This window comes from Micromonospora sp. GCM10011542 (assembly GCF_042650685.1).
Lineage (GTDB): Bacteria > Actinomycetota > Actinomycetes > Mycobacteriales > Micromonosporaceae > Micromonospora.
Genome location: NZ_JBHSBO010000061.1, coordinates 161,275 through 186,595, shown reverse-complemented (window position 1 = coordinate 186,595; position 25,321 = coordinate 161,275). Strand labels below are relative to the sequence as shown.

30 protein-coding genes are annotated in these 25,321 nt (G+C 73.6%); 19 read left to right on the top strand and 11 right to left on the bottom strand.

The window, feature by feature from the left end; translation table 11 throughout:
* Positions 1–84: 84 nt before the first annotated feature.
* Together ACFOW4_RS26340 and ACFOW4_RS26335 are read right to left on the bottom strand one after the other, a co-directional pair.
* Complete coding sequence (locus ACFOW4_RS26340; protein ID WP_377532592.1) at positions 85–1,107, bottom strand: ABC transporter permease subunit; 1,023 nt, start codon at positions 1,105–1,107, stop codon at positions 85–87.
* The gene (locus ACFOW4_RS26335; RefSeq protein WP_377532589.1) at positions 1,104–2,129 is read right to left on the bottom strand and encodes an ABC transporter ATP-binding protein; all 1,026 of its coding nucleotides are present in this window, start codon (positions 2,127–2,129) and stop codon (positions 1,104–1,106) included. The genes ACFOW4_RS26340 and ACFOW4_RS26335 overlap by 4 nt, the downstream gene beginning before the upstream one ends.
* 131 nt (positions 2,130–2,260) lie before the next feature.
* Between ACFOW4_RS26335 and ACFOW4_RS26330 the strand changes: the two genes are divergently transcribed.
* Together ACFOW4_RS26330 and ACFOW4_RS26325 are read left to right on the top strand one after the other, a co-directional pair.
* On the top strand, positions 2,261–3,103 hold the full coding sequence (locus tag ACFOW4_RS26330) for an ABC transporter ATP-binding protein (RefSeq protein WP_377532586.1): 843 nt from the start codon (positions 2,261–2,263) through the stop codon (positions 3,101–3,103).
* Between the two features lie 17 nt (positions 3,104–3,120).
* Positions 3,121–4,017 carry a ribokinase gene (locus tag ACFOW4_RS26325; protein ID WP_377532583.1) on the top strand — a complete coding sequence of 299 codons (897 nt, stop codon included), beginning with the start codon at positions 3,121–3,123 and terminating at the stop codon, positions 4,015–4,017.
* 7 nt (positions 4,018–4,024) lie between these two features.
* On the opposite strand, the gene ftrA is transcribed toward ACFOW4_RS26325, so the two are convergent.
* On the bottom strand, positions 4,025–5,059 hold the full coding sequence (gene ftrA / locus ACFOW4_RS26320; RefSeq protein ID WP_377532580.1) for a transcriptional regulator FtrA: 1,035 nt from the start codon (positions 5,057–5,059) through the stop codon (positions 4,025–4,027).
* Between the two features lie 71 nt (positions 5,060–5,130).
* Between ftrA and ACFOW4_RS26315 the strand changes: the two genes are divergently transcribed.
* Positions 5,131–5,589, top strand: coding sequence for a rhodanese-like domain-containing protein (locus tag ACFOW4_RS26315; protein ID WP_377532577.1), 459 nt, complete (start codon positions 5,131–5,133; stop codon positions 5,587–5,589).
* Positions 5,590–5,604: 15 nt separating this feature from the next.
* Here the strand turns inward: ACFOW4_RS26315 and ACFOW4_RS26310 are convergent, their stop codons facing one another.
* Entirely contained in the window at positions 5,605–6,375 is a 771-nt protein-coding gene (locus ACFOW4_RS26310; RefSeq protein WP_377532574.1) for a hypothetical protein, read from the bottom strand.
* A 100-nt stretch (positions 6,376–6,475) separates the two neighbouring features.
* Between ACFOW4_RS26310 and ACFOW4_RS26305 the strand changes: the two genes are divergently transcribed.
* A complete protein-coding gene (locus ACFOW4_RS26305) occupies positions 6,476–7,807 on the top strand; it encodes a dienelactone hydrolase family protein (protein WP_377532571.1) in 1,332 nt (443 codons plus the stop codon).
* On the top strand, positions 7,750–8,145 hold the full coding sequence (locus ACFOW4_RS26300; protein WP_377532568.1) for a hypothetical protein: 396 nt from the start codon (positions 7,750–7,752) through the stop codon (positions 8,143–8,145). The genes ACFOW4_RS26305 and ACFOW4_RS26300 overlap by 58 nt, the downstream gene beginning before the upstream one ends.
* Positions 8,146–8,158: 13 nt before the next feature.
* On the opposite strand, the gene ACFOW4_RS26295 is transcribed toward ACFOW4_RS26300, so the two are convergent.
* Positions 8,159–8,530, bottom strand: a complete 372-nt coding sequence (locus ACFOW4_RS26295) for a hypothetical protein (RefSeq protein ID WP_377532566.1) — start codon at positions 8,528–8,530, stop codon at positions 8,159–8,161.
* 113 nt (positions 8,531–8,643) lie between these two features.
* Complete coding sequence (locus tag ACFOW4_RS26290) at positions 8,644–9,123, bottom strand: DUF6232 family protein (protein ID WP_377532563.1); 480 nt, start codon at positions 9,121–9,123, stop codon at positions 8,644–8,646.
* A 99-nt stretch (positions 9,124–9,222) separates the two neighbouring features.
* Here ACFOW4_RS26290 and ACFOW4_RS26285 point away from each other — a divergent pair, with 99 nt between their 5' ends.
* From ACFOW4_RS26285 to ACFOW4_RS26270, 4 genes are all read left to right on the top strand, one after another.
* Positions 9,223–9,996 (top strand): enoyl-CoA hydratase/isomerase family protein, encoded by a 774-nt coding sequence (locus tag ACFOW4_RS26285; RefSeq protein ID WP_377532560.1) that lies wholly within the window; start codon positions 9,223–9,225, stop codon positions 9,994–9,996.
* Positions 9,997–10,114: 118 nt separating this feature from the next.
* Positions 10,115–11,737, top strand: a complete 1,623-nt coding sequence (locus ACFOW4_RS26280; RefSeq protein WP_377532557.1) for an acetolactate synthase — start codon at positions 10,115–10,117, stop codon at positions 11,735–11,737.
* A gap of 168 nt (positions 11,738–11,905) precedes the next feature.
* Positions 11,906–12,877: an ATP-binding cassette domain-containing protein gene (locus ACFOW4_RS26275; RefSeq protein ID WP_377532554.1), complete on the top strand. Its 972-nt coding sequence runs from the start codon at positions 11,906–11,908 to the stop codon at positions 12,875–12,877.
* Entirely contained in the window at positions 12,874–13,683 is an 810-nt protein-coding gene (locus ACFOW4_RS26270) for an ABC transporter permease (protein WP_377532551.1), read from the top strand. The genes ACFOW4_RS26275 and ACFOW4_RS26270 overlap by 4 nt, the downstream gene beginning before the upstream one ends.
* Positions 13,684–13,707: 24 nt before the next feature.
* Here the strand turns inward: ACFOW4_RS26270 and ACFOW4_RS26265 are convergent, their stop codons facing one another.
* Genes ACFOW4_RS26265 through ACFOW4_RS26255 form a run of 3 tightly spaced genes read right to left on the bottom strand, consistent with a single transcriptional unit; the run spans position 13,708 to position 14,908 of the window.
* Positions 13,708–14,124, bottom strand: a complete 417-nt coding sequence (locus ACFOW4_RS26265; protein ID WP_377532549.1) for a PLD nuclease N-terminal domain-containing protein — start codon at positions 14,122–14,124, stop codon at positions 13,708–13,710.
* A gap of 27 nt (positions 14,125–14,151) precedes the next feature.
* Positions 14,152–14,469: a DUF202 domain-containing protein gene (locus ACFOW4_RS26260; protein WP_377532546.1), complete on the bottom strand. Its 318-nt coding sequence runs from the start codon at positions 14,467–14,469 to the stop codon at positions 14,152–14,154.
* 46 nt (positions 14,470–14,515) lie between these two features.
* The gene (locus ACFOW4_RS26255) at positions 14,516–14,908 is read right to left on the bottom strand and encodes a YidH family protein (RefSeq protein WP_377532543.1); all 393 of its coding nucleotides are present in this window, start codon (positions 14,906–14,908) and stop codon (positions 14,516–14,518) included.
* Between the two features lie 41 nt (positions 14,909–14,949).
* Between ACFOW4_RS26255 and ACFOW4_RS26250 the strand changes: the two genes are divergently transcribed.
* From ACFOW4_RS26250 to ACFOW4_RS26235, 4 genes are all read left to right on the top strand, one after another.
* Positions 14,950–15,747, top strand: a complete 798-nt coding sequence (locus ACFOW4_RS26250; protein ID WP_377532540.1) for a GNAT family N-acetyltransferase — start codon at positions 14,950–14,952, stop codon at positions 15,745–15,747.
* Positions 15,748–15,749: 2 nt separating this feature from the next.
* Entirely contained in the window at positions 15,750–16,157 is a 408-nt protein-coding gene (locus tag ACFOW4_RS26245) for a hypothetical protein (RefSeq protein ID WP_377532537.1), read from the top strand.
* 206 nt (positions 16,158–16,363) lie between these two features.
* The gene (locus tag ACFOW4_RS26240) at positions 16,364–17,143 is read left to right on the top strand and encodes an electron transfer flavoprotein subunit beta/FixA family protein (RefSeq protein WP_377532534.1); all 780 of its coding nucleotides are present in this window, start codon (positions 16,364–16,366) and stop codon (positions 17,141–17,143) included.
* Positions 17,144–17,158: 15 nt separating this feature from the next.
* Complete coding sequence (locus tag ACFOW4_RS26235; protein ID WP_377532532.1) at positions 17,159–18,118, top strand: electron transfer flavoprotein subunit alpha/FixB family protein; 960 nt, start codon at positions 17,159–17,161, stop codon at positions 18,116–18,118.
* A 106-nt stretch (positions 18,119–18,224) separates the two neighbouring features.
* Here the strand turns inward: ACFOW4_RS26235 and ACFOW4_RS26230 are convergent, their stop codons facing one another.
* Both ACFOW4_RS26230 and ACFOW4_RS26225 read right to left on the bottom strand, forming a co-directional pair.
* Positions 18,225–19,025 (bottom strand): anti-sigma factor, encoded by an 801-nt coding sequence (locus ACFOW4_RS26230; RefSeq protein WP_377532747.1) that lies wholly within the window; start codon positions 19,023–19,025, stop codon positions 18,225–18,227.
* The gene (locus ACFOW4_RS26225; RefSeq protein ID WP_377532529.1) at positions 18,979–19,581 is read right to left on the bottom strand and encodes an RNA polymerase sigma factor; all 603 of its coding nucleotides are present in this window, start codon (positions 19,579–19,581) and stop codon (positions 18,979–18,981) included. The genes ACFOW4_RS26230 and ACFOW4_RS26225 overlap by 47 nt, the downstream gene beginning before the upstream one ends.
* Positions 19,582–19,809: 228 nt before the next feature.
* Between ACFOW4_RS26225 and ACFOW4_RS26220 the strand changes: the two genes are divergently transcribed.
* The 6 genes from ACFOW4_RS26220 to ACFOW4_RS26195 all read left to right on the top strand — a co-directional run bounded on the left by ACFOW4_RS26220 (position 19,810) and on the right by ACFOW4_RS26195 (position 25,319).
* On the top strand, positions 19,810–20,640 hold the full coding sequence (locus ACFOW4_RS26220; protein ID WP_377532526.1) for a DUF4397 domain-containing protein: 831 nt from the start codon (positions 19,810–19,812) through the stop codon (positions 20,638–20,640).
* On the top strand, positions 20,637–21,302 hold the full coding sequence (locus tag ACFOW4_RS26215) for a class F sortase (protein ID WP_377532524.1): 666 nt from the start codon (positions 20,637–20,639) through the stop codon (positions 21,300–21,302). The genes ACFOW4_RS26220 and ACFOW4_RS26215 overlap by 4 nt, the downstream gene beginning before the upstream one ends.
* A gap of 172 nt (positions 21,303–21,474) precedes the next feature.
* Positions 21,475–22,650 carry a cysteine desulfurase family protein gene (locus ACFOW4_RS26210; RefSeq protein WP_377532521.1) on the top strand — a complete coding sequence of 392 codons (1,176 nt, stop codon included), beginning with the start codon at positions 21,475–21,477 and terminating at the stop codon, positions 22,648–22,650.
* 117 nt (positions 22,651–22,767) lie between these two features.
* Positions 22,768–23,841 (top strand): tRNA 2-thiouridine(34) synthase MnmA, encoded by a 1,074-nt coding sequence (mnmA, locus tag ACFOW4_RS26205; protein WP_377532518.1) that lies wholly within the window; start codon positions 22,768–22,770, stop codon positions 23,839–23,841.
* A gap of 71 nt (positions 23,842–23,912) precedes the next feature.
* Positions 23,913–24,917 (top strand): methionine synthase, encoded by a 1,005-nt coding sequence (locus tag ACFOW4_RS26200; protein WP_377532515.1) that lies wholly within the window; start codon positions 23,913–23,915, stop codon positions 24,915–24,917.
* A 36-nt stretch (positions 24,918–24,953) separates the two neighbouring features.
* Positions 24,954–25,319 carry a VOC family protein gene (locus ACFOW4_RS26195; RefSeq protein WP_377532512.1) on the top strand — a complete coding sequence of 122 codons (366 nt, stop codon included), beginning with the start codon at positions 24,954–24,956 and terminating at the stop codon, positions 25,317–25,319.
* Positions 25,320–25,321 lie beyond the last annotated feature (2 nt).

Genomic DNA, 25,321 nt, shown 5'->3' with positions numbered 1-25,321 from the left:
TGACCGGCGGGCTGCAAGCTCTTGCCGCATCCCGGTGTCGGCCTCCGGGCCGCCCGCCCGACGGCGGACGGCCCGGACTGCGGCTCAGATCAGGTCGCGACGATTGAACGCGGCGAACGCCGCCGCGGTCAGCCCACCGGTCAGCACCAGCAGCACCACCAGCGACGACCCCGAGGTCAGCGTGTAGTACCCCTCGCACAGGGGACCGCCTCCGTTGCCGCCGGCGCAGGGCTGGCTGTCCCAGAACTGGGCATCACCGTTGAGCCATACCCCGATGTGGGTGGACAGCACCAGCCGATCCGGGCGCGGCGCGTCGACGATCTCCAGCACCAGCCGGCCGCCCAGTTCCCAGAGCACCGCGTACGCGGCCACCGCGCCGAGCGCCGCCGAGGTGTGCCGACCCAGCGTGGCGATGGCGAAGCCCAGCACGGCGGCCAGCAGGACCAGCACCATGCCCCGGGCGTAGAGGTCCCCGAGCGGGCGCCAGAAGTCGCCGCCCAACTTCTGGCCGGGCATACCCGCGGTCTGCCCGATCGTCCAGAACGTGGCCAGGTAGACCACCGAGGCCGCCAGCGCCAGCACCAGCACGGTGCCGAGCAGGGTGCCGAGCTTGGTGCCGAGCACCGTCAGCCGGCGCGGTCGCCAGAGCAGCAGGTTGACCACGCCGCCCGAGTTGAGGTCCGCGCCGATGTACGAGGCGCCCACCAGGAACCCGAACAGCATCAGGAACGCGATGAGGAAGTACAGCAGCGGCTCGGCCTGCTCGGCGAAGTTGAACACCCCGGGAAGGAAGTCGGCGGCGATCGGCAGCCGATCCTGTCGGGCCGGGTCGATCTCCGAACAATCCGCGGGGAAGTTCTCGCCGCCCACGATCGACGGCACGTCGCCGCTGCGTTGCACCACGCACTGCTGGTAGGTGTACTCCATGTTCCGCCGCATGTCGGCCGCCTGGTCGCGGGCGTCGCTCAGCTCGGCGGCGGTCGGCTTGTGCGAGCCGGCCAGGGTGGTCGCCGCGGTGACGCCGAACGCCAGCACCAGCAGCACCACCATGAGCTGCACGAAGCGGCGCGCGGTCAGCCGCTCCAACTCGGCACGGACCAGGTTCACGCGTCCACCCCTCTGCTCGCGCCGGTGCCGGCGTCCAGATCGATCACACCGTCCTGCGGCTCGTACGCCTCCAGCTCCGAGCCGTCGACCTGCCGCGGGAACGACGGGTGCCCGCCGCCACCGGTCAGCTCCAGGAAGACGCTCTCCAGATCCGGGCGCAGCGGGCTCAGCTCGCCCACCCACAACCCCTGCTCACCGAGCACCCGGCTGATCACGGTCGGGTCGGTCGCGCCGCCGACCACCAGCGCCCCGCCGTCGACGTCCGCCGTCAGCTCGGCCGCGCGCAGCAGCTCCGCGGCGCGCTCCGGCTCGGCGACCCGGACGCGGAACTCGTGCCGGTCGTGGCCGGCCAGCACCTCGTCCACCCGGCCGGCCGCCACCCGGCGACCCTCGGAGATGATCGTGACGTGGTCGCAGATCAGCTGGATCTCGCCCAGGATGTGGCTGGAGACCAGCACCGTCACCCCGGCCGCGGCCAGCGACCGCATCAGGTCCCGCATCTCCCGGATGCCCGCCGGGTCCAGACCATTGGCCGGCTCGTCCAGGATGAGCAGCCGCGGATCCTTCAACAGGGCGGACGCCACCGCCAGGCGCTGCTTCATGCCCAGCGAGTAGCCCTTCACCCGCTCGTGACCCCGGTCGCGCAGACCCACCTGGTCCAGCACGTCGTCCACCCGGGAGATCGGCACCCCGCCGGCCCGGGCCAACAGGCGCAGCGTGCGGTGCGCGGTGAAGTTGCCGAAGAACTGCGGGCTCTCCACGATCGCCCCGACCCGGCCGGCCACCCTGGACAGCAGCTGCGGCGACGGTTCACCCAGCACGGTCATCCGCCCGGCGTCGGCCCGGACCAGCCCGAGCAGGGCGCGCAGGGTGGTGGTCTTGCCGGAGCCGTTCGGGCCCAGGAAACCGTGGATCTGGCCCGCCTCGACCAGCAGGTCGAAACCGTCCACCGCCACCCGCCGGCCGTGCCGCAAGCTGTCGAAGGTCTTGCGCAGACCCTCGATCTCGATGACCGCGCTCATCCGCGTGGCTCCGTACCTCGTCCTGGCATGGACCGTCCTTCAGCTGTGGTGACCAACGACACGGCGCCTCACCCTATGGGCGGGGCGCCGCCCATGGGGGGCACCACGGTGCTGCGTGGTTGGATGGTCGGGTGACTGGTGACCTGATCCCCGGCGCCGCCGGCGCCGCACCCGACGCCGCACCCGTGGACCCGGATCTGGTGGTCAGCCTCGACGGGGTCGCGGTACGCCGTTCCGACACCGCGCTGCTGCACGACCTCACCTGGCGCGTCGAGCTGGACGAGCGCTGGGTGGTGCTCGGCCCGAACGGCGCCGGCAAGACCACCCTGCTCAACCTCGCCGCCGGCCGGCTGCACCCCACCACCGGTGTCGCGCACGTGCTCGGCGAGCGGATCGGCCGCACCGACGTCAACGAGCTGCGTACCCGGATCGGGCTCTCCACCGCCGCGCTGGCCGAGCGGCTGCCCCCCGAGGAGCGGGTCAGCGACGTGGTGGTCACCGCCGCCTGGTCGGTGGTCGGCCGCTGGCGGGAGAGCTACGACCGGGGCGACGAGGCGCGGGCCCGCGCCCTGCTGGGTCAGCTCGGCATCGGCCATCTCGCCGAGCGCCGGTACGGCACCCTCTCCGAGGGCGAGCGCAAGCGGGTGCAGATCGCCCGCGCCCTGATGACCGACCCGGAGCTGCTGCTGCTCGACGAGCCCGCCGCCGGGCTCGACCTGGGCGGCCGGGAGGACCTGGTGGCCCGGCTCGCCGAGCTGGCGTACGACCCGGACGCCCCGGCCCTGGTGCTGGTCACCCACCACGTGGAGGAGATCCCGCCGGGGTTCACCCACGCGCTGCTGCTGCGCGAGGGCGGCGTGGTCGCGCAGGGGCTGCTCGCCGACACGCTGACCGGCGACAACCTCTCCAAGACCTTCGGCCTGCCGCTGGTGGTCGAGCGCTCGGGCGACCGCTACACCGCCCGCGCCGCCTGACGCCGAAGGGACCGGACGTGTCGCAGACCCGGGTGGTCGTGGTGGGCAGCGCCAACATGGACCTGGTCGCCATGGCGCCCGCCCTGCCCCGGCCGGGCGAGACCATGCTCGGCACCGACTTCGTGATGGTGCCCGGCGGCAAGGGCGCCAACCAGGCCGTCGCCGCGGTCCGGGCCGGCGCGTCCTGTGCCTTCCTCGGCGCGATCGGCTCCGACGCGTTCGGCGTCACCCTGCGGGCCCGGATCACGGCGGCCGGTGTGGACACCGACCACCTGCGGGTGGTCTACGGCGCTTCCGGCGTGGCGCTGGTGATGGTCAACCAGGAGGGCGAGAACGCCATCCTGGTCACCCCCGGCGCGAACGGCTCGTTCACCGGCCTCACCGACGCGGAGCTGGCCACGATCCGTGGCGCGGACGTCCTGGTCGCCCAGCTCGAGATCCCGGTGGAGACGGTGGCCGCCGCGGCGGTGGCCGCCCGGGCCGCCGGCACCCGGGTCATCCTGAACGCCGCCCCGGCCCGGGCGGTCCCGCCGGAACTGCTCGCGGCGGTGGACCTGCTGGTCGTCAACGAGGGCGAGGCGCAGGCGCTCACCGGCCGGGGCCGGGAGGAACCGCGGGCGCTGCTCGACCTGGCTCCCCGCGCCGTGCTCACCCTCGGCGGCGAAGGGGCCCGGTACGTCGACCGGGAGGGCACCGACGTGCACGTGCCCGCGGTCCGGGTGGACGTGGTCGACTCCACCGCCGCCGGCGACGCGTTCACCGCCGCCCTGGCCGTCGGCTGGGGCGAGGGACGCGACGTGGTCGACGCGGTGCGCTGGGCGGCGGCGGCCGGCGCGGCCTGCGTACGCCGGCTCGGCGCCTCGGTGGCCCTGCCCCGCCGCGCCGAGATCGACGAGCTGTACGCCCCGGGCTGACCCCTCGCTACGCCGGCCGGCCGCTCGCCGCGCCCGTGCGGAAGGCCCGCCGGTACGCCGACGGTGACGTCGACATGACCCGGGCGAAGTGGTGGCGGTAGGTGACCGCGGTGTCGAAACCCACCGCCCCGGCGATCTGCTCCACGGGAGCGTCGGTCTCCTCCAGCAGCGCGAGGCTGGCCCGCACCCGCTGGTCGATCAGCCACCGGATCGGGCTGGTGCCGGTGGCCCGGGCGAAGTGCCGCAGGTAGGTGCGGGGCGACATGTGCGCCTGCCCGGCCAGCCGCGCGACGGTCAGCGGATCGGCGAGGTGCGCGAGCGCCCACCCGATGCTGCCGGCGATCCGGTCGTCGTCGGGGTCGGCGGTCACCGGCGCCTCGACGAACTGGGCCTGCCCGCCGTCACGGTGCGGCGGGATCACCAGCCGACGGGCGACGGCGTTGGCGATCGCCGCGCCGTGGTCGCGGCGGATGACGTGCACGCAGAGGTCCAGACCGGCGGCGCTGCCGGCGCTGGTGAGCAGGTCGCCGTCGTCGAGGTAGAGCACGTCCGGGTCCACGTCGACCCGCGGGTACCGGTGCGCCAGCAGCTCGGCGTACCGCCAGTGGGTGGTGGCCCGTCGACCGTCCAGCAGCCCGGCACCGGCCAGCGCGAACGCGCCCGAGCAGATCGACATGATCCGGGCGCCGCTCCGGTGCGCCCGGCGCAGCGCGGTCACCAGCTCGGGCGAGGGGTCGGCCGTCACGTCCGGTACGCCGGGGACGATCACCGTACGCGCGGCCGCCAGCTCGGACAGGCCGTACGGCGTGTGCAGGCTGGCCCCGCCGACCACCGGAACCGGCCCGGGCCGCTCGGCGCAGACCACCAGGTCGTACCAGTCGACGTCGAACTCGGGCCGGGGCAGCCCGAACACCTCGGTGACGATGCCGGTCTCGAACACCGACATCCCGGGGTACGCCAGCACGGCGACGCGATGGCCGTCGGCCGGTCGTCGAGCTGCCGGGAGTGGTAGCGGGGAGGTGGCCGCGGCACGGGTCGGCATGGCGGGATGTTAGCGCACGACGTCATTGCCGCCACTCGTGCCAAGCGGGAGGTGCGACCAGGATCGGTGCCATGACCTTCACCTTCGCCGTGCCGGCGGCCGAGCCGACCACCGCCGCCGCCCACTTCCTCGCCCGACTCAGCTTCGAGACCGACGTCAGCGACGTGCACGCCGACCTGTCCGCCCGTACCCCCGGGCTAGTGGTGGTCGACTCCCGCGGGGAAGCGGCCTGGGCGCAGGGCCACCTGCCCGGAGCGGTGCACCTGCCCACCGCGGAGATCGCCACCCGGGCGGCCCGGCTGGTCCCGGCCGGATCGGCCGTGGTCACCTACTGCTGGGGACCGGGCTGCAACGGCGCGACCCGGGCCGCGCTGGAGTTCGCCCGGCTCGGTCACCCGGTCAAGGAGATGCTCGGCGGGTTCGAGTACTGGGTGCGCGAGGGCCTGCCGGTGGTCACCGGAACCGGGCTGACCCGGCGGCCCGTGGACGACCTGACCGCGCCGCGCGCCACGATCACCTGCGACTGCTGACCGCCCGGTACGGGCTCAGACGTCGGCGTCGTCGGTGAGTTTCTCGCCGCGCCGGCGCAGCATGCCCAGCCCGGGGATGCCGGCTACCGCCAGCTTGAGGTCGCGGGTGACGTCCAGCAGATCGTGCAGGTCGGGGCCGACCCGGTCCAGCGTGGCCAGGATCGGCAGGATGTCCGCGGTCAGGTGCTGCTTGAGCTTGGGCAACTCGTCCACCAGGCGGATCGCCGCGGTGACCTCCTCGTGGCTGAGCTGCTCGACGAACCGCCCGGCCATCGGGGCGGCCCGCCGCAGCGCCGGCTCGTACGCCGCCAGCAGCTCGGCCGCCGTCGCCGCCGCCTCCGCCGCTGTCCCCACGGTGCCGGCGGCCCGGCCGGCCACCGCGTCGGCCTCGGCCACCACGGTGCCGGCGGTGCGGGCGACCTTGTCCGCCTCCCGGACCACCACGGCGGCCGCCGCCGACACCTGCTCCGCCTCGCCGACCACCACGGCCGCCGCCGCCGCGACCTCGGTGGCGTTGTCGATGGCGGCGGTCGCGGCGGCACTGATCACGGCCACCTCGCGGACCGCCGACTCGGCGTCGGTGAGCACCCGGTCGGTCCGGTCCAGGGTCGTCTCGATCCGGTCGACCACCGAGTTGATGCGGGTCAGCAGCGCCTCGACCCCGTCCAGCACCGCCATCGCACGGGCGGGTACGGCGGCGAACGAGGCGGCCGAGCCGAACGCCTGGTCGAGTGCGGAGCGGGTCAGGCCGACCACCGCGGCCGGCCGAGGGAGGGGAATCGCCATGTGACCAAGTGTGCGACGCCCGCGCGACAACTGCCGGGCGGGCGCACCGGAGCCCGGTCGGAGGACCGTTGGACGGGCGGTGCGGCGGTAGGGTGCCGGCATGTCGGCTCCCTCGCCGCACCCACGATCCGTCCGGGCCGCCGCCCTGCTCGCCGTGCTCGCGGTGGTCGCCGCCACACTCGGCGCGGTGGTGCTGACCAGGGCCGACACCGGGCTCACCACCCGGCGGGTCACCGTCGCCGGCGTACCGATGACCGAGGTACGGGCCGCCGCGCCGACGCCCGGCGTCCGGCGCCCCGGGGTGGTCGTCGCCCACGGCTTCGCCGGCTCGGCCCGCCTGATGCGTCCGATCGCCGACACCGTCGCCCGGCAGGGTGGGATCGCACTGCTGCTCGACTTCGCCGGGCACGGCGCCAACTCCGCCCGGCTGCCCGGCGCCGGGCGGTACAACCCCGGAACCGCGCTCACCGCGGATCTGGACGTGGCCGTGGACCACCTACGCACCCTCCCGGACGTCGATCCCGGGCGGATCGTCCTGATCGGCCACTCGATGGGCGCCGGGGTGGTCACCCGGTACGCCGTGGCGCACCCGGAGATCGCCCGAACTGTGGCGATCTCGCTGCCCGACGCCGACGACCTGCCACCGGGTCGGCCCGCGGGGCTGCTGCTGATCGTGGGCGGCGCGGAGTTCCCGGACTTCCGGCGCACGGTCGACGAGGCCATGCGGCGCGGCACGGGCACCGAGCGGCGTTCGGCGGTGGTGCCCGGGGCGGAGCACATCTCGGTGCTGTTCGCGACGCGTACCCACGAGGAGGTCACCGCCTGGCTGCCCGGCGCGGACGCGACCGCCCGGCCGCGACCGACCGCCCGGCTCGGCGGCGCGGGCCTGCTGCTGCTCGCCTTCGGTCTCGGCATGGTCCCGCTCGCGGCGCTGCTCCTGCCCGTCGCCGGGGCGCCGGCCGCCGCCCACAGTCCGCGTCCTCCGGGCCCGCGTCCGGCGGCCGGGCGTCGTCCGGGTTGGTGTCGCTCGGGGTGGTGCTGGCGGCGGCCGGGGTCGGCGCGGCCGGCGCGGCGGTGCTGCCGACCACTCGGCTCCCGCTCGCGGTGGGCGGGTACGTCAGCGGCTTCCTGCTGGTCACCGGCGGGTTGCTGGCCGCCGCCGCCCGCTGGCTGCCGTCCCTGCGGCTGCCGGCACACACGGTGGTTCCCACGCCCGTCCCCACGCCGGCTCTCGCGCCCGTTTCCGCGCCGGCTTCCGCGCCCGTTGAAGGCTCGACGTCCGTTGGGGCGAGCCCGGTGGTTGCCGACTCGATCGGTACGACGGAATCCGTGCCGGGCCGTGACCCCGGTTCCGGGCGGACGGCGGTCGCGGCCGTGCTACTTGGCGGGTACGCGGTGCTCGCCGTCGCGCTGCCGATCCACCTCGGGCTGACCTCGGCGCTGCCCGTCGGCGCACGCTGGTGGTTGTTGCCCGTGGTGGTGGCGGCCTGCCTGGTCTTCCTGCTCGGCGTGGAGCTGGTCGCGGCCGGTCGGGCCGGGCGGCACCTGCTGGTCGCGGCGGTGGCGGTGCTCGCGTTGACCAGCTCGGCGCTGGTCGGCCTGGCGCCCGGGTTCGTGCTGCTGGTGGTGCCGCTCTTCGCGCTGCTGCTCGGCTGGCAGGCCGTCTGGGCGGCGGTGCTGCGCCGCCACGCCGCCCCACGCTGGCTGCCCGCCGTGGTGGGAGCGGTGCTGGTCGGCTGGCCGATCGCCACCACCCTGCCGCTGACCTGACTGGCCCGGAAGGCTACCGCCGCGCGCGGGCCACCCGCAGCGCCCACCAGATCAGGGGCGCCTGCAACGGCAGCCGGCCGTAGGCGACCGCCCGTTTCGCCGGACGCCGGTGCCGCCAGTCCACCGCCATCTGCACGTTGGCCGGAAGCACCGCGACGAAGAGCGCGGCAGCCGCCCGTCCGCCGGTGCGCCGGGTCGCCGGATGGGCCACCGCCGCCGCGACCGCCAGCTCGGCGGCCCCGCTGGCGTACGTCCAGAATCGAGCCGGACCGGGCAGCACGCGGGGCACGATCGGGTCGTAGAAGCCGGGGCGCAGAAAATGGGCGACACCGGCCACGGCGAGCACCCCGGCCAGGGCGACGGCCTCGCCACCGCGACGGGTCATCGATGGTCCCCCTGCTGCTCGACGGCGCGCTGCACGGCCCAGTAGATCTGCCCGAACCGTAGCGCGTCCGGTGTGCGCAGCGCCCGTGCCGGGTAATGCGGCAGGTACGAACGTCAGCGGCGGGCGGCGGGGCGGGTCGGCTGGGTGTGCTCGACGGCGCGTTGCACCGCCCGGTAGATCTGGCCGAAGCGCAGCGCGTCGCCGGTGCTCAGCAGCCGCACCGGGTGGCCCCGCCAGCGGGCCCAGATCTCCAACTGCCGACTGCCCTTGGCGTACGAGCGGTCCAGGTGTTCGAAGAGGAAGTCGGCTACCGGCCCGACGGCGAGCCCGACCAGCACGGAGGCGCCGACGATGGCGATCGTGACGGTCGGCGAGCGGTGCAGCCACACCGCCAGCCCGACGCCGAGGACGGCCGCCACCAGCGGGCCGGCCATCGCGGCTCCGATAGCGCCACGGCCGACCAGCACCCGCCAGGAGCGGGTGCCCCGTCGATGCCACACCATGGTGATCTCGGCGAATCGGTACGTGCGTCCGTCCACCCGGAAGGCGGTGGAGGTGACCTGCACCGACCTGTCGTCGTAATACGTGATCATCGCTGGACTCCCGCCCACGGGGCTGACAACCACACTACTTACCCCAACGAGGCGGGTCGTAAGGTTGGCACGCTACTTCGACGAGGAAGTGAGGGCAGCGTGGGCGAGTTCGTTCGGCTGGAGACCAAGGACGGCATCGGCACCATCCGGTTGGAGCGGCCGCCGATGAACGCGCTCAACACCCAGGTGCAGGAGGAGTTGCGCGCCGCCGCCACGGCGGCCACCGCCGACCCTGAGGTCCGGGCCGTCATCGTGTACGGCGGGGAGAAGGTCTTCGCCGCCGGCGCCGACATCAAGGAGATGGCCGACATGTCCTACGTGGACATGTCGCAGCGCGCGGCAGACCTGTCCAGTGCGCTCGGCGCGATCGCCCGGATCCCGAAGCCGGTGGTCGCCGCGATCACCGGTTACGCCCTGGGCGGCGGCTGCGAGCTGGCCCTGGCGTGCGACTGGCGGGTGGTTGCCGAGGACGCCAAGCTCGGCCAGCCCGAGATCAAGCTGGGCATCATCCCGGGTGCCGGCGGCACCCAGCGACTGGCCCGCCTGGTCGGCCCCGCCCGGGCCAAGGACCTGATCATGTCCGGTCGAATGGTGGACGCGCAGGAGGCGCTGCGGATCGGCCTGGCCGACCGGGTCGCTCCGGCCGCTGAGGTCTACGACGCGGCGGTCGCGCTGGTCAAGCCGTACCTCAACGGGCCGGTGCAGGCCCTGCGCGCGGCGAAGCTTGCGGTCGACGGCGGCCTGGACATGGACCTGAACTCGGGCCTGGCCTGGGAGAGTCAGCTCTTCGCCGCGTTGTTCGCCACCGACGACCGGCGCGAGGGCATGGCCGCCTTCGTCGAGAAGCGCAAGCCGGGCTTCACCGGTCGCTGACCGGGCCGGGCCGGCGGTGTGCGCCGCCGGCCCGCACCGGTGAGTCGAGAACGGTTCACATTCCGCCTACCGGCCAGTAGCGTGGGTCTCCGGTCGACAGCGACGAAGGGGAGTGGCGATGACGGAGCGGGTCGAAGGTCACGGCGGAGAGCTCGCGCTCGCGGCGTTGCGGGCGCACGGGGTACGCGAGATGTTCACCCTCTCCGGCGGCCACGTCTTCCCGCTCTACGACGCCGCGCACCAGACCGGCTTCCCCATCTACGACGTGCGCCACGAGCAGTCGGCGGTCTTCGCCGCCGAGGCGGTGGCCAAGCTCCAGCGCCGCCCCGGGCTGGCCGTGCTCACCGCCGGCCCCGGCGTCACCAACGGCATCTCCGGCCTGACCAGCGCCTTCTTCAACGCCTCCCCGGTGCTGGTGCTCGGCGGGCGGGCGCCGGCGTTCCGCTGGGGCTCGGGCAGCCTCCAGGAGATGGACCACCTGCCGCTGGTCTCCCCGGTCACCAAGCACGCCGAGACGGTGTTCAGCACCGACGACATCCCGCGCGCGGTGACCGCCGCGCTGACCGCCGCGCTCACCCCGCACCGCGGGCCGGCGTTCCTGGACTTCCCGCTGGAGACGGTCTTCTCGGTCTCCGACGCCGAGGTGCCGGCCGTCCCGGGCATCGCGCCGGTCGAGCCGGACCCGGACGAGGTGGCGAGGGCGGCGTCGCTGATCGCCGCCGCGCAGCGACCGGTGTTCATCGCCGGCTCCGACGTGTACGCCGGCGACGCCGTCGCCGCGCTGCGCGAGGCGGCCGAGGCGTTGCAGGTGCCCGTCTTCACCAACGGCATGGGTCGCGGGTCGCTGCCGCCGGAGCACCCGCTCGCCTTCGCCAAGGCCCGCCGGGCGGCCCTCTCCGGCGCCGACGTGGTCGTGGTGGTCGGCACCCCGCTGGACTTCCGGCTCAGCTTCGGCGACTTCGGCGACGCCAAGGTCGTGCACATCGTGGACGCGCCCAGCCAGCGCGCCTCGCATGTGCAGCCCGCCGCCGCACCCGCCGGTGACCTGCGGCTCATCCTCTCCGCGCTGGCCGACCACTCCGGCGACCGGGCCGACCACGCCGACTGGATCGCCGACCTGCGCACCGCCGAGGACGCGGCCAGGGCCCGCGACGCGGCGGAGATGGCCGCCGAGACCGACCCGATCCGGCCCGCCCGCGTCTACGGCGAGCTGCGCAAGGTGCTCGCCCGCGACGCCATCACCATCGGCGACGGTGGCGACTTCGTCTCGTACGCCGGGCGCTACCTGGAGCCGGCCCAGCCCGGCACCTGGTTGGACCCGGGCCCGTACGGCTGCCTGGGCACCGGCATGGGCTACGCGATGGGCGCCCGGGTCAGCCACCCGGACCGGCAGATCTGCGTACTGATGGGCGACGGCGCGGCCGGGTTCTCGCTGATGGACGTCGAGTCGCTGGTCCGACAGAAGCTGCCGGTGGTCATCGTGGTCGGCAACAACGGCATCTGGGGGCTGGAGAAGCACCCGATGCGCGCCATGTACGGCTACGACGTGGCCGCCGACCTCCAGCCCGAGCTGCGCTACGACACCGTCGTCACCGCGCTGGGCGGCGCGGGCGAGACGGTCGCCAAGGCCACCGACCTTCAGCCGGCGTTGCAGCGGGCCTTCGACGCCGGGGTGCCGTACCTGGTCAACGTGCTCACCGACCCGACCGACGCGTACCCCCGCTCGTCGAACCTGGCCTGATTCGCTCCCGCCGCGCCGTCGCCCGTCCACCGGGCGGCGGCGCGGCGTCTTCCCGCAGCTAAATCAGCGGAATCTCAGCTCCTGTCGTCGTAACGTCAGCGCCGGATCGACGGAATGTCAGCCCCGTCGGCCATGGTGGTGCCACCAGCGAAGACGACAGGAGTTGCGATGGACTACGCGATCCGCGCCGAGGGTCTGGTGCGGCGCTTCGGCGCCACCACCGCGCTCGACGGAGTTGACCTGGCGGTCCCCACCGGGACCGTCTTCGGGCTGCTCGGGCCCAACGGCGCGGGCAAGACCACCGCGGTGCGGGTGCTCGCCACCCTGCTGCGCGCCGACGAGGGGCACGCCACCGTGGGCGGCTACGACGTCGTACGCGACGCCCACCAGGTGCGCCAGCTGATCGGCCTGACCGGCCAGTACGCCTCGGTCGACGAGACCCTGACCGGCGCGGAGAACCTGCTGCTGATCGGCCGGTTGCTCGGCCTGAGCCGGGTGGACGCCAAGCGGCGCGCCCGCGAGCTGCTCGCCGACTTCCAGCTCAGCGACGCCGGCGACCGGGCCGCCAAGACGTACTCCGGTGGCATGCGTCGTCGCCTCGACCTCGCCGCCAGTCTGGTCGGCCGGCCACAGGTGCTCTTCCTCGACGAGCCCACCACCGGGCTGGACCCGCGCAGCCGCAACGAGCTGTGGGACATCGTCCGCACCCTGGTCGCCGACGGGGTGACCGTGCTGCTCACGACCCAGTATCTGGAGGAGGCCGACCAGCTCGCCGGCGAGATCGCCGTGGTCGACCACGGCCGGGTGATCGCCCAGGGCACGCCGGAGGAGCTGAAGGCCAAGACCGGCGGGCAGACCCTTGCCGTGCGGCCGACCGACCCGACCGACCTGGCCACCGTGGCCAGCATCGCCGGTGAGGTGTCCGGCGCGACCCCCGAGGTGGCTCAGACCACCGTCACCGTCGCGGTGAACGACCCCGGTGTGCTGCCGGCCATGGTGCGACGCCTCGACGCCGCCGAGATCACGGTCGCCGAGCTGGCGCTGCGCGGCGCCAGTCTCGACGAGGTCTTCCTCTCCCTCACCGGCCACCGTGCCGAGGACGCCACGACCGACTCCGACCTGGAAAGGACCTCGGCATGACCGCCGTCACCCTGCCCGCCCCGCTGGCCCCGGCCCGCCGGCTCGGTGTCGCCGCCGGGCTGCGACACACCTTCACGCTGGCCTGGCGCAGCCTGGTGCAGATCAAACACAACCCGATGGAGCTGCTCGACCTGAGCATCCAGCCGGTGATGTTCGTGCTGCTCTTCACCTACGTCTTCGGCACCGCCATCGCCGGTTCGTCCGGCGAGTACCTGACCTTCATGCTGCCCGGCATCATGGTGCAGAACGCGCTCTTCGCCACCATGACCACCGGGTTCGGGCTCAACAACGACCTCACCAAGGGGGTCTTCGACCGGCTCCGGGCCCTGCCCATCGCCCGCTTGGCGCCACTGGCCGGTCGGATCCTCGCCGACACCGTCAAGCAGGCCTGGTCGATCGCGCTGCTGCTCGGCGTCGGGATGATCCTGGGGTTCCGGGTCGGCAACGGGCCGCTCGGCGTGCTGGGGGCGTTCGCGCTCCTGCTGGCGTTCACGCTGGCCGCGTCCTGGATCTCGGTGCTGGTCGGGGTGCTGGTGAACGAGCCGGAGAAGGTGCAGATCTTCGGCTTCATGGTGATCTTTCCGCTGACCTTCACGAGCAACATCTTCGTGCCCACCGACCGGATGCCGGGCTGGTTGCAGAACTGGGTGGAGGTCAACCCGGTGACCGTGGTGGCCGACGCGCTGCGCGGCCTGCTGGTCGGCGGCCCGGTGGGCGGGCCGGTGCTGCAGACGTTGCTCTGGGGCATCGGGATCGCTGTGATCTTCGCGCCGCTGGCGATGCGGGGGCTCAAGCGTCGGGTGTGACCCGACGGCAGCGGTGCGGGTCGCTCAGACCTCCGGGCGGTCCTCTTCGCGGGGCGGCTCACCCTCGCTGCGGCGCAGGTCGTCCTCGCGGCGGCGCAGGTCCTCCTCCCAGCGGCGGAAGAGTTCCGCGTCCTGCTGCCGGGACTGGTCCCGCACCGAGCGGAGGAACTCCGGGTCGTCGTCCGGGGCGAGCGGTCGGCGCGGCCGCTCGGCGAAGCCGTTGCCGACCGGCCAGGCCGTCCGGCTGGGGCGTGAGCCGGGCTCGCGCCCGGCGACGAACCACGCGATCGAGCCGACCAGCGGGAAGAACAGGATGATCAGCACCCACGCGACCCGGGGCAGGGCGCGGATCTGGCCCTCCTCGGCGGAGAGGCAGCTGATCAGCGCGCAGACGGCGAGGACGATCTGCGCCAGGAAGAGGAGGACGTACAGCCGGGCCATGTGCCCATCATGGCGTACCGGGTCGCGTCACCACAGCCCGCGCAGCACGAGCAGCACACCGAGCACCGCGAACCCGGCGGCGCCCAGCGCGACCAGGGGCAGCACCGGGCCGCCGCTGCGCGCCACACCGGTGCCGGTGGCTCGCCGCCAGCAGAGCCCGAGCACGGCGCCCCAGAGCAGCACCGCGGCGGCGCCGATCAGCGCGCCGGCCGGGTCACCGGGCAGCGCCAGCCGCACGGTCAGCACCGCGACCACGGTCAGTGCCAGCGCGGTCCGCCGCCAGGCCAGCCGGGTCCGCTCCGGTTGCAGCCCCGCGTCCCGCACGTCCCGCCCGGTCCCGCTCATCCGGCGGTTCCCGGGCCGCCGGTGCGCGGTCGGTCGGGCGTGGGGGTCACCGGTCACCCACGACCCGGGCCAGCACCGCGACCACCAGCAGCAGCGCGCCACCGCCCACGGCGAGGGCGAGGAAGGCCGGGAAGCGGGAGGCGGGCAGTTCCTCGCCGAGCCGGATGGCTCGTTCGGTGCGCGCCCAGTGGTCCACCGCGCGGACAGCGACGGTGCCGCCGAGCAGCAGCAGCGCGATCGCGATCACCTCGCGCAGGTGGGTCAGCGGCAGCGGGGGCAGGAACTGCGCGGCCGCCAGACCACCGCCGACCAGCGCCAACCCGGTCCGCAGCCAGGCCAGGAAGGTGCGCTCGTTGGCCAGGGAGAAGCGGTAGTCCGGCCGTTCGCCCACCGAGCGCAGCTCCCGCGGGTCGAACCACCGCCTGATCGCCCCCCACACGGGGCTGATTATCCGCTTCCCATCCGGCTTAGCCTGGGCCGGTGACTGATCTCGACGCGATGACCCTGCGCAGCGCCTACGACAACCAGCTCCGCCCGGACATCCCGGACCCGGTGCCCGCCGGGGTGACGGTGGAGCGGGACGGCCCGCTGTTCCGGATCACCGGCCTGGACGCGGGCGGGTTCCTCACCTACCGCGACCTCGACGGGCTGACCGGCGACGCGCTGGACGAGCTGATCGCCCGGCAGGTGGAGCTGTTCCGGCAGCGCAGCCAGTCGGTGGAGTGGAAACTCGTCGGGCACGACGAGCCGGCCGACCTGGCGGACCGGCTGCGCGCGGCGGGCTTCGTGCCCGAGGAGCGGGAGACCGTGGTGATCGGCCCGGTCGCGTCGCTGGCCGGCGCGCTGCCGGTCGTCCCCGAGGGGGTACGCCTGCGCGAGGTGACCAGCCGGGTCGACCTGGAGCGGATCGCCGCCATGGAGGAGGAGGTCTGGCAGGAGGACCGTTCGCACCTGGTCTGGGGGCTGGAGCGGGAGATGGAGGCCGATCCGCAGTCGGTCACGGTGGTGGTGGCCGAGGCGGGTCCGACGATGGTGAGCGCCGGCTGGGTGCGCTTCCCGGGAAACACCGGCTTCGCCACCCTCTGGGGCGGCTCGACCCTGCCGCAGTGGCGCCGCAAGGGCATCTACCGCGCGCTGGTCACCTACCGGGCCCGGCTGGCCGAACAGCGGGGACGGACGCTGTTGCAGGTCGACGCGTCCGAGGACAGCCGTCCGATCCTCGAGCGGCTCGGCCTCGTAGCGGTCACCACGACCACGCCGTACGTCTACACTCCGTGATCATGGAGCAACGGTTGACGGACGAGGAGCGGTTGACCCTCAAGACCGGCGTCTTCGGTGCCGTCTTCCTGGTGTCCAACGCCGATCCGGGCATGCTGGCGGTGATCCGGGAGAGCGTCGCCGCGTCCGGTGCGTTGGCCGACGCCAGTGGGGTGGTCAAGGACGCGCTGACCACCGGCCCGCTGCCCCGGCTGCCCCGGGACTCCCAGCTGGAGATCGAGTCGGTGGTGCTGCCGGCGCTGTGCCGGGCGGTGCGCATCCTGCGGGAGAAGTCGCCGGCGGACGTCGACGCGTACCGCGCGGTGGTGTTGACCGCGGCGGACCGGGTGGCCCGGGCGCACGACGGGGTGGTGCCGGAGGAGGCTGCGGTCATCGAACGTATCCGGGGCGCGCTTGCCGGTACGGCCTGAACGAGGTCGACCCGCGGAGCGTGCCGCGCGTCGGTGAGCTGTGTCACTCTGAGTGCCCGGGAGCCGCAAGCTACTGGCAGGTAACATTGCGCCGTGGGCAACCGCACAGCACGCTGCGGTTGACCGGGCGTCGACCGACGCGCGAGGCTGCGGCCCAAACCGGGCGAGCCAATCGCAACACCACACAGGAGGGTCGTCGAAGCGCGATGAACATCGTCGTACTCGTCAAGCAGGTGCCTGATTCGGGCGCGGACCGCAACCTGCGCAGTGACGACAACACCGTCGACCGCGGTTCGGCGAACAACGTCATCAACGAGATGGACGAGTACGCCATCGAGGAGGCGTTGAAGATCAAGGAGGCGCACGGCGGCGAGGTCACCATCCTGACCATGGGTCCGGACCGGGCGACCGAGTCGATCCGCAAGGCGCTCTCCATGGGCCCGGACAAGGCCGTGCACGTCGTGGACGACGCGCTGCACGGCTCCTGCGCCGTGGCCACCTCGAAGGTGCTCGCCGCCGCGCTCAGTCAGCTCAATGCCGACCTGGTGATCTGCGGTGCCGAGTCGACCGACGGCCGGGTCCAGGTCATGCCGCACATGATCGCGGAGCGGCTGGGTGTCGCGGCGCTGACCGGCGCCCGCAAGCTCACCGTCGACGGCGCCACGCTGACCGTCGAGCGGCAGACCGAGGAGGGCTACGAGGTGGTCACCGCCTCGACCCCGGCCGTGGTCTCCGTCTGGGACACCATCAACGAGCCGCGCTACCCCTCCTTCAAGGGCATCATGGCCGCCAAGAAGAAGCCGGTGCAGACGCTCTCCCTCGCCGACCTCGGGGTCGCCCCGGGTGAGGTGGGCTTCGACGGCGCCACCAGCGCCGTGGTCGAGCACACCAAGCGTCCGCCACGCTCCGGCGGCGCCAAGATCACTGACGAGGGCGAGGGCGGCGTCAAGCTGGTCGAGTTCCTCGCCACCGAGAAGTTCGTGTGAGAGCGGGGTCTGGACATGTCTGAGGTTCTCGTCGTCGTCGAAGCCACCAAGGAATTCGGCGTCAAGAAGGTCACCCTGGAGATGCTCACCTTCGCCCGCGAGCTGGGCACGCCCAGCGCGGTGGTGCTCGGCGGCGCCGGCGCCGCCGAGGCGCTGAGCGGCAAGCTGGGCGAGTACGGCGCGGAGAAGATCTACGCCGCCGAGGGCGAGGAGATCGACGGCTACCTGGTGGCCCCGAAGGCCACCGTGCTGGCCGAGCTGGTCAAGCGGGTGCAGCCGGCCGCCGTGCTGCTCGCCTCCGCCCAGGAGGGCAAGGAGATCGCCGCCCGGCTCGCCGTCAAGCTCGACAACGGCATCCTGACCGACGTGGTCGGCCTGGACGCAGACGGCACGGCGACCCAGGTCGCCTTCGCCGGCTCCACCATCGTCAAGTCCAAGGTCACCCGTGGCCTGCCGCTGGTCACCGTCCGGCCGAACTCGGTCAACCCGACCCCGGCGCCGGCCAGCCCGGCCGTCGAGCAGCTCACGGTCGCCGTCACCGACGCCGACAAGCTGGCCCGGGTCGTCGAGCGAGTCGCCGAGCAGAAGGGCTCCCGCCCGGAGCTGACCGAGGCCGGCGTGGTCGTCTCCGGCGGTCGGGGTGTCGGCAACGCCGACAACTTCAAGCTGGTCGAGGAGCTGGCCGACCTGCTCGGCGGTGCGGTCGGCGCGTCCCGCGCGGCGGTCGACTCCGGCTACTACCCGCACCAGTTCCAGGTGGGCCAGACCGGTAAGACGGTCTCTCCGCAGCTCTACGTGGCACTGGGCATCTCCGGCGCGATCCAGCACCGGGCCGGCATGCAGACCTCGAAGACCATCGTCGCGGTGAACAAGGACGGCGAGGCGCCGATCTTCGAGCTGGCCGACTTCGGGGTGGTGGGCGACCTGTTCAAGATCGTCCCGCAGGCCGCCGAGGAGATTCGCAAGCGCAAGTAACCAGCCGTACGACGAGAAGTGGCCGCCCGGTGCCGGGCGGCCACTTCTCGTTTCCGGGTGGAAAGGGAGCTGATCGGCGGGCCGGGGAGCTGAGCCGGCCCGCCGATCAGCCCGTCAGGGTGCCCCTCAGCAGGCTGTCGCCGGAGTGCTTCGTGTTGTTGTCGTACTGCTCGGCGGAGACGTCGACCACAGAGTATGCCTTCAGGTCGACGTTCGGGGGCAGGGGCAGCAGGGCGTCCGAGTTGCCACCGAGGGTGCCGATCGAGAACATCTCCAGGTTCGTCGGGTTGATGAGCCAGACCTCGTAGTACCCCGGCACGCGCGGGAGATTCGCCACGTGCAGATGAAGTTGGCCGTTCTGGAGCACCCGCGCGTCACCCTCGGCCGTCTTCGGTGTCGAGCCGAAGGCCGCCAGTGGCGCGCTGGCCACCACCGCCGGCGTCGGGGCAGGCGTCGGGTCGTCCTGGCGCAGCACGGAGACCGTGCCCACCACGCCGATCGCCGCCGCGGCGACCGCGGTCACCGCGGTGGCCGCCCAACCTGACCAGCGGGCCCGCCGGCGGGATCGGGAGCGGTGCAACCGCCCTCCGCTGGCCGCGCCCGGCGCCGTGGGCTCGCCCGCCGACCCGTTGGTCGGCTCGACGGCCTGCTGCTGGCGGGTCTCGGTCAGCGACGGCAGGTCCTCCGCCGCCCGGATCTCCGCGACGATGCCCTGCCAGACGTGCTCCGGCGGGTCGGGCAGGTCGCGCAGGTCCTGCGTCTCGGCGCCGAGCCCGGCGACGTGCTGGAGCGTCTCCATCTCCACCCGGCAGTGTTCGCAGCTGTCGAGGTGGGTGCTCTCGCCGTTGTCCGCCTGGCTCTCACCGAGCGCCAGAAAGACCAGCCGGTCGTGGTCCAGGTGCTGCACCATCCACCTCCCATCTGCGTTTCAAGCTCGCCATGCCGCGTCTGATGTGACTCTTGACCGTGCCGAGCGGCACCCCGGTCACCGTGGCTATCTGCTGGTGTGTCAGGTCGTCGTAGAACGCCAGCTCCAGCATGCGCCGCTGGTCGTCCGGGAGGCGAGCCAGCTCGTCGGCGACGACCAGCCGGTCCACCACCCGGTCCGGGTCGGGGCCGGTCTGCGCCGGCTCCGGGAGCTGCCGGACCGTCTCCACCACCCGGGTCTGGCGGGCCGAGGCCCGCATCCGGTCGATCACCTTGCGCCGGCCGATGCCGAGCAGCCAGCCGATCAACGATCCCTTGGTCGGGTCGAAGGTGTCCCGGCCCAGCCAGGCGGCGACGAACGTCGCCTGGGTCACGTCCTCGGCGTCGCTGCGGTTGGCCAGCATGCTGGTGGCCAGGTGTAGCACGGCTCGCCCGTACCGGTCGTACGCCTGCCGGAGCGCCACCTCGTCACCCGCGCGGAACCGCAGCGCGAGGTCTTCGTCCGGGGGGTCCGGTGCCTGTCGAGCGGCCGTCACCGGGCGGCTCGCCTTCCTTGGGGCATGCCCGACTGTAGCTCCCACAGCCCTCGCCCCACTTCCCCGGTAGTTGCCATCACCGATCCTTCGTTCCCGAGGCCTCCGCCGGATGCGTTGCCGGCCGGGAAAAAGAAATTGCCTCCGACCGCATCCGGCCGTCGCGGAGCCGGCGTAACCCGTTCTGCAAGCCAGGCCTGACGAATCAGCACCAATCACCAGGAGGCAGTCATGCAGCTCTCGTACTTCCGTCGGGTCGCGGCGGGCGGCGCGGTCGCCGCGCTCGCCTTCGCCGGCGTCGGCGCCCTCAGCGCCTCGCCCGCCTACGCCGCCACGTCCAAGGTCTCCGTCGTGCACGGCATCCCGGACACCCCGGTCGACGTGTACGTCAACGGCAAGAAGACGCTGGACAACTTCAAGCCCGGTGACGTGGCCGGCCCGCTGAACCTGGAGGAGGGCGAGTACGACATCGCGCTCACCAAGCCCGGTGAGGCGATCGACAAGGCGATCCTCAAGGTCGACGACGCCGCGGTCCCGGGCGGGGCGAACATCAGCATCGCCGCGCACCTGGACGCGGCCGGCAAGCCGAAGATCACGCCGTTCGTCAACGACGTCTCCAAGGTCGGCGCCGGCAAGGCCCGGCTGATCGTCCGGCACACCGCCGCCGCTCCGGAGGTGGACGTCCGTGCCGGTGGCACCCCCGTCTTCAAGGGCCTGACCAACCCGAACGAGGCCAAGGCCGACGTCGACGCGGGCACCGTGAAGGCGGACGTGGTGCTGGCCGGCACCGACACCGTGGCCATCGGCCCGGCGGACCTGAACCTCAAGGAGGGCACCGCGACGATCGTCTACGCGATCGGCTCGGCCGAGGGCAAGACCCTCGACGTGGTGGCGCAGACCATCTCCGGCCTGCACTCCGCCCCGGGCGGCGTGCCGAGCGGTGACGGTGGCCAGGCCGGTACCGGCGTGGACACCTGGTGGTACGTGCTCGCCGGCGCCGGCGTCCTGCTGCTGCTCGGCGGCGGTGTGCGGATGGCCTCCGCGCGGACCGGTCGCAAGTGACGGTGCGCAACCGCGGCGCGCTGGCGGCCATGGCCGCCGGCGTTGCCGCGCTCACCGTCGCCACCCTGGTGGCGTGCGGCTCCCAGCCGGCCGAGGACGTGGGCGCCGACGAGGCGGCCACCCTGGCCAGCGCCACCCCGGCCCCGTCGGCCAGCGCCGCTGACGGCCCGTCGGTGCCGGTGACCGCCGGGGAACTGCCGGCCGGACCGAAGGTCGTTCCGCCGGTACGGCTGACGATCCCGGCGATCGACGTCACCGCCACGATCAACGCGGTCGGCATCAACCAGAAGACCAACGAGTTCGAGGTGCCGCCGAGCGTCGACCAGATCGGCTGGTACCGGTACGGACCCGGGCTCGAGGCGGAGACCGGCTCGGTGGTCGTCGCCGGTCACGTGGACAGCGCCACGCAGGGCAAGGGTGCCTTCTACCGGCTGCGCGAGCTGGACCAGGGCGACACCCTCACCGCGACCGGCAGCGACGGCAAGGCCCGGCAGTACCGGGTCGTCGCCCGGGAGGAGTACGCCAAGACCAAGATCCCGTTGGACCGGTACTTCGCCCGGGACGGCAAGCCGCGGTTGACGCTGATCACCTGCGGTGGGCCGTTCGACGCCAAGGCCCGCAAGTACCGCGACAACATCGTCGTCACCGCGGTGCCCGCCTGACCGGCGGGAACCAGCTCGCCCGGGGCCGCCCGACCTGCCGGCACCGGAGCGGGCGGCGGGCCGGGGCGGGGAGGAGGAACATGCTCCCCGCCCCGGTTCCGGCGCCGGTGGTCGTATCCCGGGTGCCCTCCGGCATCCGGTCTCCGAAGAACCGGCCGTAGGCTGGACGGCGATGGCTTACCTGGATCACGCGGCGACCACTCCGATGCTCGACGAGGCACTGGAGGCGTACGTCGCCACCGCCCGCGAGGTCGGCAACGCGTCCGCACTGCACGCGGCCGGCCGCCGTGCCCGCCGCCGGGTCGAGGAGTCCCGCGAGCGGGTGGCCGCCGTGCTGGGCGCCCGACCGTCCGAGGTGATCTTCACCGGCGGCGGCACCGAGAGCGACAACCTCGCGGTCAAGGGCATCTTCTGGGCCCGCCGGGGCGCCGGCCCGGACCGGCCGCGGGTGGTTTCCAGCGTGGTCGAGCACCACGCGGTGCTGGACGCGGTGGACTGGCTGGCCGGGCACGAGGGCGCAGAGGTGGGCTGGCTGCCGGTGGACGACGCCGGGCGGCTCGACCCGGCCGACCTGCGCACCGAGTTGGCCGCGCACGCCGACCGGGTGGCCGTGGTCACCACGATGTGGGCGAACAACGAGGTGGGCACGGTGCAGCCGGTGGCCGAACTCGCCGCGGTCGCCGCCGAGTACGGCGTGCCGTTCCACACCGACGCGATCCAGGCGGTCGGCCAGGTTCCGGTGGACTTCGCGGCCAGCGGGGTGTCCGCGCTGACCGTGACCGGGCACAAGCTGGGCGGGCCGACCGGGGTGGGTGCCCTGCTGCTGGCCCGCGACGTGGCGGCCACGCCGCTGCTGCACGGCGGCGGTCAGGAACGCGACGTGCGCTCCGGCACCCTGGACACCGCCGGCATCGTCGCCTTCGCGGTCGCCGTCGAGGCGGCGGTGAAGGGCCAGCAGGAGTACGCGGCCCGGGTGGCCGCCCTCCGCGACGACCTCATCGAACGGGTCCGCCGGGCGGTGCCCGAGGTGATCTACAACGGCGACCCGGTCGACCGGCTGCCGGGCAACGCGCACTTCTCCTTCCCCGGCTGCGAGGGCGACGCGCTGCTGCTCCTGCTCGACGCCCAGGGCATCGCCTGCTCGACGGGCTCCGCCTGCTCCGCCGGGGTGGCCCAGCCCTCGCACGTGCTGCTGGCCATGGGCGCCGACGACGACCGCGCCCGCTCGTCCCTGCGCTTCTCCCTCGGCCACACCAGCACGCCGTCGGACGTCGACGCCCTGATCGCCGCCCTGCCGGGCGCGGTGGACCGCGCCCGCCGCGCCGCCGCCCTCCGCAGCCCGCGCTGAGGGCGTCCACGTGCCCGGAACGTGGCGTTCGACGGCCCTTGTCCGCCACCACAACTCCATGATCGACATTGGTTCCGGGTGGGCGGATAGGCTGGCGGCGGGGAAGGGAGTTTGCTGGTGAGGGTCTTGGCAGCGATGTCGGGCGGAGTCGACTCGGCGGTGGCGGCGGCGCGCGCCGTGGCGGCCGGGCACGACGTGACCGGCGTGCACCTGGCGCTGGCCCGTAATCCCCAGACCTACCGGACCGGGGCGCGCGGCTGCTGCACCCTGGAAGACTCCCGGGACGCGCGCCGGGCCGCCGACGTGATCGGCATCCCGTTCTACGTCTGGGACATGGCCGACCGGTTCCACGCCGACGTGGTGGACGACTTCGTCGCCGAGTACGCGGCCGGTCGCACGCCCAACCCGTGCCTGCGCTGCAACGAGAAGATCAAGTTCGCGGCGGTGCTGGACCGGGCCGTGGCGCTCGGCTTCGACGCGGTGGTCACCGGCCACCACGCCCGGCTCGGCCCGGACGGGCTGCTGCGGCGCAGCGTCGACGAGGCCAAGGACCAGTCGTACGTGCTGGCCGTGCTCACCCGCGAGCAACTGGACCGGTCGATCTTCCCGCTCGGCGACTCGACGAAGGCGCAGGTTCGCGAGGAAGCCGCCGCCCGTGGTCTGGCCGTCGCCGACAAGCCCGACTCGCACGACATCTGCTTCATCGCCGACGGCGACACCCGCGGCTTCCTGGCCGGCCGACTCGGCGAGGCGCCCGGCGACGTGGTGGACGCAAGCACCGGCGCGGTGGTCGGCAGCCACTCCGGCGCGTACGCGTACACCGTCGGCCAGCGGCGCGGACTGCACCTGGACCGGCCCGCCCCGGACGGCCGGCCGCGCTACGTGCTCTCCATCACCCCGAAGACCAACACCGTGACTGTCGGCCCGGCCGAGGCGCTGGAGGTCTCCCAGGTACGCGCCGAGCGTCCGGTCTGGACCGGTGGCCCGCGACCGGACGCGCCGGTCGAGTGCGAGGTGCAGCTACGGGCGCACGGCGACGTGGTGCCGGCCACCGTCGCCCTCGACGGCGACACGCTCCACGCCGAGCTGCGCCGACCGGTGCGCGGCGTCGCCGCCGGGCAGGCCGTGGTGGCGTACCGGCCCGATCCGGCCGGCGACGTGGTGCTCGGCTCCGCCACCATCACCGGCTGATCCCCGCGCGCCGACGCCGGCGTGCTGGCCGTCGCGTCCCCGGCGCCCGGCGTACCGGATACCCTTCGGCCGTGACAGATCAGGCGTGGCCCTGGACGGCCGGTGCGGCAACCGGCATCGGTTCGCTGCCCGGCACCGACATCACCGAGGCCCAGCGGGTGATCCTCGGTGAGCTCCCCGCGCTGCCCCACCTGCCCGAGCTGCCGGCCCGCGGGCCCGGCGCCGACCTCATCGGCCGCACCGCCGGGCTGCTCGTCGAGCTGCCGGTCGAGCTGTACGCGGCGCGCTGGCGGATCGCCCCGCGCCCCGGGCGCGACGTCCGCCGGGCCCGGGACCTGATGGAACGCGACCTGGACCAGCTCGCCGAGCAGGCCGAGGGGTACGCCGGGCCGCTCAAGGTGCAGGCCGGCGGCCCACTCACCCTGGCCGCCGCGCTGGAACTGCCGATCGGCGGCAAGATGCTGCGCGACCCCGGCGCCGTCCGTGACCTCACCGGCTCCCTGGCCGAAGGGCTGCGGGCGCACGTCGCGGCCGTCGCCGGACGGGTGCCCGGGGCCTCGGTGCTGCTGCAACTGGACGAGCCGTCGCTGCCCACGGTGCTGGCCGGCCGGGTGCCCACCGAGAGCGGGCTGGGCGCGTACCGGGCCGTGGAGTCGGTCGCCGCGGCGGAGCTGCTGCGCACCGTGGTCGAGGCGGTCGGCGTACCCACCGTGGTGCACTGTTGCGCCCCCGACGTGCCGCTCGAGCTGATCCGCTCGACCGGTGCCACCGCCGTCGCCCTCGACCTGGCCCTGCTCACCGACCTGGACCCGCTCGGCGAGGCGATCGACGCCGGCCTGGGGCTGCTGGCCGGCGCGGCACCGACCCGACCGGAGCCGGCCGGCCGCGCGCCGACCTCGGTCGAGGTGGCCGACCGGGTACGCCGACTCTGGGACCGGCTCGGCTTCCCCCGTCGACAGCTCGCCGAGCAGGTCGTCATCACCCCGGCCTGCGGGCTCGCCGGGGCCACCCCGCAGTACGCCCGGGCGGTACTCGCGGCGTGCCGGGACGCCGGCCGGCGGCTCGCCGAGGACTGAGGTTTCCTGTCGTACCCGGTGGGCAGAATGGCGGTCATGATTGGACAGCTGCGTTCAACGGTGATCGATTGCCCCGACCCCCGGGCGCTGGCGGCGTTCTACTCCGAGCTGCTGGGCGTGCCCTTGGCCGAGGGCAACTCCGACGACGACTGGGTGGTGCTGGGCGGGCCGCCCGGGCACCAGCCGCGCCTCGCGTTCCAGCGGGCGCCCAACCTGCGTCCGCCGACCTGGCCGGACCCGGAGCGCCCGCAGCAGTTCCACCTCGACGTGACGGTGGACGACATCGAGACCGCCGAGAAGGCGGCGCTCGCGCTCGGCGCGCGCCGGCTGCCGGGCGGAGGGGGCGACTTCCGGGTCTACGCCGACCCCGCCGGCCACCCGTTCTGCCTCTGCTGGGACTGACC